This is a genomic window from Acetivibrio sp. (assembly GCF_035371925.1).
In the GTDB taxonomy this organism is placed as follows: Bacteria; Bacillota; Clostridia; order Acetivibrionales; family Acetivibrionaceae; genus Hungateiclostridium.
In genome coordinates this window covers 1-5,562 of sequence record NZ_DAORXT010000132.1, presented here as the reverse complement: position 1 = coordinate 5,562, position 5,562 = coordinate 1, and the positions used below count along the sequence as shown (strand labels likewise).

Here is a 5,562-nt window from a genome sequence, read left to right as displayed (position 1 = left end):
GGTGTTATACAGGTAATATAATGTAATTATATTTATAAAAGTCTAAACTATATAGCTTATCTACATAATGAAGTTGCCCTTCAATATCGACCTAATGATCCAAAAATACTACAAAATCGGCTATATTTAGAGACTCTTTTGGGACCTGATGCCAAAAATTTAATATATCCTAACTTAAACTTCGCAGATTAATAATCTCTATGCACCTTGAAAATTCAATATTTGGCTTTATATAAGTATCATGATTCCTGTTCTTATGCAGACAGTAAAAGTCTAGCCTTAAGTTCCTTTGGAAGTGCAGCTATGAATGCTTCCAGCAATTGATCCAACTGCTCAGAAGTTAATGAGAGCTTATCTGTGATTGTATCTAAGAACACCTGCATAAGCAGATGGAAAGCTTGAATAAATGAAATATCAGACATTTCATCTGATGTTGTATAATAATACTTGACACAAAGACCTCGAACAAATAGTCTAAAAATAAGAAAATGGAATAATCGCAGGATCTGTTCGGCGAATGGTGGGCTTCCGCCTATGGTAAAGAGGAAGAAGTTCTATGAGGAACAATATGCTAAAACAGCGTAACGATGGGAGCGAGGCGGCGCGCTGGGATATAATGGGATTTCGCTACTCTCCATCCCATTATATCCCAGCGCAAAAACCACAAATTGTACGAGAAAAATGTGTCAAGTAATATTGACAATATCAAATCATCATGATGTATTAGGTGCAGCTGGTGAAGCTGCAGAACACTTCAAAGATTTTTTGATTGTTTCACCTAAGACTATAGTATCCAAGAATTTTCAAAAAGATATAGTAAGGCAGGCGGTGAAATTCTTGTGAGAGTTGGACCGAATCAATATGTTCCATATAGTAAATAATGGGGGATTGACAGATGTCAGATTTTAAAGGAAATTTTAGATTCTGATGAATTGGAAATGAAAGCAAAGCATCATCTTGGAATTGACTCATTTGGAGACCCTGAAGCGTACAGGACAAATTTTGAAGAAGAACAAATTAAGAATGTTCCAAAATTAGAGATGCCGGAAATTAGAAGGGTATTAGATTAAAAATTAGAAAAGGTACTGTCATATACGACAGTACCTTTTTGGTGGGCGATAATGGGCTCGAACCATCGACCCCCACGATGTCAACGTGGTACTCTAACCAGCTGAGCTAATCGCCCATATTTGCACAACAATAATTTTACAGCCAAAGACTTGTTGTGTCAAGAGCAATTAAAAAAATTAGCGGTGTATATAAATACCAGTATAGTTTTTGAAAAATAAGACTTTTTTATAAATAAAATTTTAATAAAAACGGGACCAAACTAATATACTTACAAAGAAGCGATTTTGCTAATTTACATATGAAAGTGATGAATAGCGATGTGGATAAATGTGGCACAAATGCTCATGGCGCTTGCTCTGATTTTAACCAGCTGTGAGTTCTTTACAAACGGTATTGAGTGGCTGGGAAGAAAGCTTGGAGTTGGAGATGGCGTTGTAGGAAGTATATTTTCCGCCGTAGGCACATGTCTTCCGGAAACAATGATTCCGATTATTGCGATACTGTTCTTGGGAGAGGACAGAGAATCAATGGACGTAGGCGTTGGTGCAATTTTAGGAGCGCCTTTCATGCTAAGTACCCTTGCATTTTTTGTGGTAGGTGCCAGTGTCATTTTGTTCAGATCAAGAAGGGGAACGGGCATAACCATGCATGTAAACAGTGACATCGTGAGCCGTGATATCAGTTTTTTCCTTGTTGCTTACAGCGTGGGAGTGGCAACTGCCTTTATAAATATCCGTTTTATAAAAAGGATAGTCTCTGCATTTCTTGTGGCGACATACATCTATTATATTATTTTGACGGTGAGACAGGACAGTGTAAACCACGGACATTTGGATGAGCTCTATCTGGCAAAAATATTCGGCTTAAAAAACAATATGCATAATATTTTGCTTCAAATTTGCATCTCATTAGCGGGCATAATTTTCGGGGCCAATATTTTCGTAAAAAATATAGAGTATGTATCGGACTATATCGGTATAACTCCCATTATCCTGTCTTTGATAGTGACCCCCATAGTAACGGAGCTTCCGGAAAAATTCAACAGTATTATCTGGATAGCCAGGAAAAAAGATACCTTGGCGCTGGGCAATATAACAGGAGCAATGGTATTTCAGAGCTGCATACCGGTATCAATCGGAATCCTTGCAACACCATGGCAGCTTAACTCCCACATTATAGTAAGCTCCGTAATGGCTACTTTGTCCGCTTCCACAATATACTTTTGGATAGAGGACAAGGGAAAGCTTAATCTCATTCCGCTGCTTATGGGAGGCGCATTTTATGCCCTGTTTATAATCTCCCTTTTTATGAAGGCATAAATTATTCAACCTGCTTAAGTAAAATCAAGAAAAAAGCTAGAAAGGGGCTCTTATTGCCCCGGATTCTATTTTGTCTTTCGGCACAATGAAAGATATCGGTCGTCAGAGAATATTTTTCAGGGAAAAGGATTGATTTTCCGGGATATTCCTTATAGAATTGCGTAATACTGCTATTTCTGCCATTGTCATAGAGACATCTCTGCTTTTAATATATTCCGACACCCTTGTGAGGGATGTATCGATATTGTCTATTTCAGCATGCTCTATGAGGACTGCCCACATCTTTTCAGTTTTATCCCACTCTTCCCGGACAGCCATAAGATTTTTTTCGGCAGATGCCCAGTCTTTTTTGTCTACACTTTCTTCAATTTCAATAATCCGGTTTTCAAGGATTTGAGCATCCCTTGAGAAAACTGAGGATGCATATAGGGATATACCTATTATAATGGTACCCAATATAGCAAGTCCTGTCAATATTTTGGATAAATGCATTTATTTATTTCTCCTTTCCTTAACCTGATAATAGAGGTTGCCTTCCGAGTCAAGACTTGCAAAAAGCACGTCTTTGGGATTATTTATTCCAAATTTGGAAAGTGTGTTATTTAGCCAGTTTACGTCGAGGTTTGCCAATTTGAGGTTCTCCTGGCTTATCTCACCGTCAATAATAATGTCCAGCGACAGACCCTCATATTTTGTAGGTACATTAAGGTCTTCAGGACTTAAAGGTCTTTTCTGTGATTTAGGTATTACGCTCAGCTGCCCGTTGGTTTCAAGAATGGCAAACTCAACATCGGCTATATTGTGTATATTTTTGATTCTTAGCTGCTCTAAAAGGTCATTTATGGTATACATCTCTTTTTTTAGCTGTTGTTCATTTATTTTACCGTTTTGGATTAAAATGCTGGGCCTTCCGCAAATTATTGCTCTTGCCTTGGTGCTTTTTAACCCTATAAGGGACAGGGTTACTTGGGCGAATAACAGTGTAAGTATGGGAATTATGCCGTTTATCAGGGGTATTCCGGTATTTTGCATAGGTAATGCGGCAAGCTCCGATATCATTAGGGCAATAACAAGCTCAAAGGGCTGTAGCTGACCGATTTGACGCTTGCCCATTATTCTCATGATAATTACAACAATCATATAAAGAAACAGTGTTCTAAAAACAATTATAGACACATAATCATCCTTTCATTTTTTGCTGTCGTTGTTTTTAGTTCCTCATTATTATTAGCATTTCTTTTTTCAAAAACTCTATTCCATGTAGTAATTTGCTTAAATAGCCGATAAATTTAGTAATAATTATGTAATATAAGGAATATCGAAATATTTGCATACAATCATCCTATAAAGGCAGAAATTTGAACAAAATTCACCAAAATAATAATGTGCAAAAAATGCTCACATGATATAGAATAAATGGCATATATTAATTGCTGGTACGTTCAGGAGGATAAATATGTTTGTAATTGTAGTTGGCTGTGGCAAGGTTGGTTCAAGATTTGCCCAGGTTTTGTCCGAGGAAGGACATGATGTGGTTATTATTGACAACGCTCCTGACTCATTCAAGCTTTTGGATCCTGATTTTGGAGGATTAACCGTTACCGGAGTTCCCATTGATCAGGATATTTTAAAGAAGGCTGGAATTCAAACAGCCGATGTTGTTGCAGCGGTTACTCCGGATGATAATACAAACATAATGGTTTCACAGATGGCAAAGGAGATTTTCAATGTCCCCAGAGTGGTGGCGAGGATTTACAACCCTGCGCGGGAGCATGTGTTTCATCAGTTCGGTCTTGAAACCATATGTCCCACCGAAATTACTGTTGATTTAATACGCTCAATGGTACTCTGCGAAAGAGAAACATCCATTCATACCATAGCAAACACAGCCATTGTATTCAGTCATAAGAAGGTTCAAAACGGAGATGCCGGCAAAAAGCTGGGGGCATTAAAGCCTAGCCGGGACTTTCACCTTTTTGGTGTCATAAGAGACGGTGAATTTAATTTTCCCGATCCGGAAATGATTTTAAATAAGGATGATGTTCTGGTGATAGCCAGCAAATCCGGTAAGGTTCAAAGCAGAAAAAATTAATATAATTGTTGGAGGTTTGTTTTTATGTATATTGTTATTGCAGGGGGCGGAAAGATAGGATACTATCTGGTTAAGACTCTTCTTCCCTATAAGCATAGAATAGCGATTATCGAGCCGCAAGAGGATGTTTGTATTAAGGTTGCAAATGAACTTCACATTCCTGTAATAAATGGTGACGGTACGGACCTTGAAATACTTTCGGAAGTGGAGCTTGAAAAAGCGGATGTTTTTATTGCAGTTACCGGCAAGGATGAGGACAATCTTATTGCTTGCCAGCTTGCAAAGAGAAACTTTGGTGTAAAAAGAACTATATCCAGAGTTAATAATCCCAAAAATATAGAAATTTTTCAAAAATTAGGCGTAGATCTTGCTGTAAGCAGCACTTCCATTATGCTGAGCTGATTGAGCAGGAAGTGGATTTTACGGGAATTAAGACACTTATGAAATTAAGAAGCGGGAGACTGGTTTTAAGCGAGATTACCATCGCGAAAGGTTCGCCGGTTTGCAATAAGTGTCTTAAAGATATAAATATTCCCAAGGACTGCGTACTGGTCTCGGTTATCCGAGGAGAAGAAGTAATAATACCCAACGGATTTACCGAATTAAAGGAAAATGACTCTATTATTGCAGTTTCTTCAAAAGAAGACCAGGATGAATTGAAGGAGTACTTTATCGGTAAAGGCAAAAGATAGGATATTATTACCCGACCATGATTTTACCTTCCGGATAAACCAAATCCTTTTTGCTGTTTTTTGCTGAAAGAGCTATAGCAAACGACAGCGGCCCTACTCTTCCTAAAAACATGGTAATTAACAGCATGAATTTACTTGCAATACTCATATCAAAAGTACCTATTGTGGTCATACCTACAGTGGAGAAGGCGGATGTTACTTCAAAGAGGATATCGATAAACGGTTCGTCTTCAATAACCATCAGTACAATGGTTATTGTGCCAACCAGCAGCGCACACAGACCGATAATTGAGAGGGCTCTGTATACAACCTTTTGAGATATGCGTCTTTTTAATATTATAGTATCGGCAGAACCCTTTGATTGGGAAATGATAGTTGCTATCATTAC

The 5,562-nt window shown here is 38.0% G+C and carries 8 protein-coding genes and 1 tRNA gene; 5 read left to right on the top strand and 4 right to left on the bottom strand.

Annotated elements, in window-relative coordinates; all coding sequences use genetic code 11:
• Positions 1-938: 938 nt before the first annotated feature.
• On the top strand, positions 939-1,070 hold the full coding sequence (locus tag PLH43_RS12840; RefSeq protein ID WP_324363752.1) for a hypothetical protein: 132 nt from the start codon (positions 939-941) through the stop codon (positions 1,068-1,070).
• Between the two features lie 39 nt (positions 1,071-1,109).
• Here the strand turns inward: PLH43_RS12840 and PLH43_RS12835 are convergent.
• Positions 1,110-1,186 (bottom strand) — tRNA-Val (locus PLH43_RS12835).
• A 202-nt stretch (positions 1,187-1,388) separates the two neighbouring features.
• Here PLH43_RS12835 and PLH43_RS12830 point away from each other — a divergent pair.
• Positions 1,389-2,390 (top strand): sodium:calcium antiporter, encoded by a 1,002-nt coding sequence (locus PLH43_RS12830; protein WP_324363750.1) that lies wholly within the window; start codon positions 1,389-1,391, stop codon positions 2,388-2,390.
• Between the two features lie 102 nt (positions 2,391-2,492).
• Here PLH43_RS12830 and PLH43_RS12825 read toward each other — a convergent pair whose 3' ends face one another.
• Positions 2,493-2,882: a DUF4363 family protein gene (locus PLH43_RS12825; RefSeq protein ID WP_324363749.1), complete on the bottom strand. Its 390-nt coding sequence runs from the start codon at positions 2,880-2,882 to the stop codon at positions 2,493-2,495.
• Complete coding sequence (locus PLH43_RS12820; RefSeq protein ID WP_324363747.1) at positions 2,883-3,566, bottom strand: DUF421 domain-containing protein; 684 nt, start codon at positions 3,564-3,566, stop codon at positions 2,883-2,885.
• A gap of 280 nt (positions 3,567-3,846) precedes the next feature.
• Here PLH43_RS12820 and PLH43_RS12815 point away from each other — a divergent pair, with 280 nt between their 5' ends.
• Genes PLH43_RS12815 through PLH43_RS12805 form a run of 3 tightly spaced genes read left to right on the top strand, consistent with a single transcriptional unit; the run spans position 3,847 to position 5,174 of the window.
• Entirely contained in the window at positions 3,847-4,482 is a 636-nt protein-coding gene (locus PLH43_RS12815; protein WP_324363745.1) for a TrkA family potassium uptake protein, read from the top strand.
• 24 nt (positions 4,483-4,506) lie between these two features.
• Entirely contained in the window at positions 4,507-4,884 is a 378-nt protein-coding gene (locus tag PLH43_RS12810) for an NAD-binding protein (RefSeq protein ID WP_324363742.1), read from the top strand.
• A gap of 11 nt (positions 4,885-4,895) precedes the next feature.
• Entirely contained in the window at positions 4,896-5,174 is a 279-nt protein-coding gene (locus PLH43_RS12805; protein ID WP_324363740.1) for a TrkA C-terminal domain-containing protein, read from the top strand.
• 7 nt (positions 5,175-5,181) lie between these two features.
• Here PLH43_RS12805 and PLH43_RS12800 read toward each other — a convergent pair.
• The coding region (locus PLH43_RS12800; protein ID WP_324363738.1) for a potassium transporter TrkG at positions 5,182-5,562 on the bottom strand (381 nt) is incomplete at its 5' end.

Bases quoted from the DNA above. Each gene is read 5' to 3' on its own strand.
- PLH43_RS12815 (WP_324363745.1), top strand. From the start codon at position 3,847: ATGTTTGTAATTGTAGTTGGCTGTGGCAAGGTTGGTTCAAGATTTGCC.
- PLH43_RS12810 (WP_324363742.1), top strand. From the start codon at position 4,507: ATGTATATTGTTATTGCAGGGGGCGGAAAGATAGGATACTATCTGGTT.
- PLH43_RS12830 (WP_324363750.1), top strand. From the start codon at position 1,389: ATGTGGATAAATGTGGCACAAATGCTCATGGCGCTTGCTCTGATTTTA.
- PLH43_RS12825 (WP_324363749.1), bottom strand. From the start codon at position 2,882: ATGCATTTATCCAAAATATTGACAGGACTTGCTATATTGGGTACCATT.
- PLH43_RS12840 (WP_324363752.1), top strand. From the start codon at position 939: ATGAAAGCAAAGCATCATCTTGGAATTGACTCATTTGGAGACCCTGAA.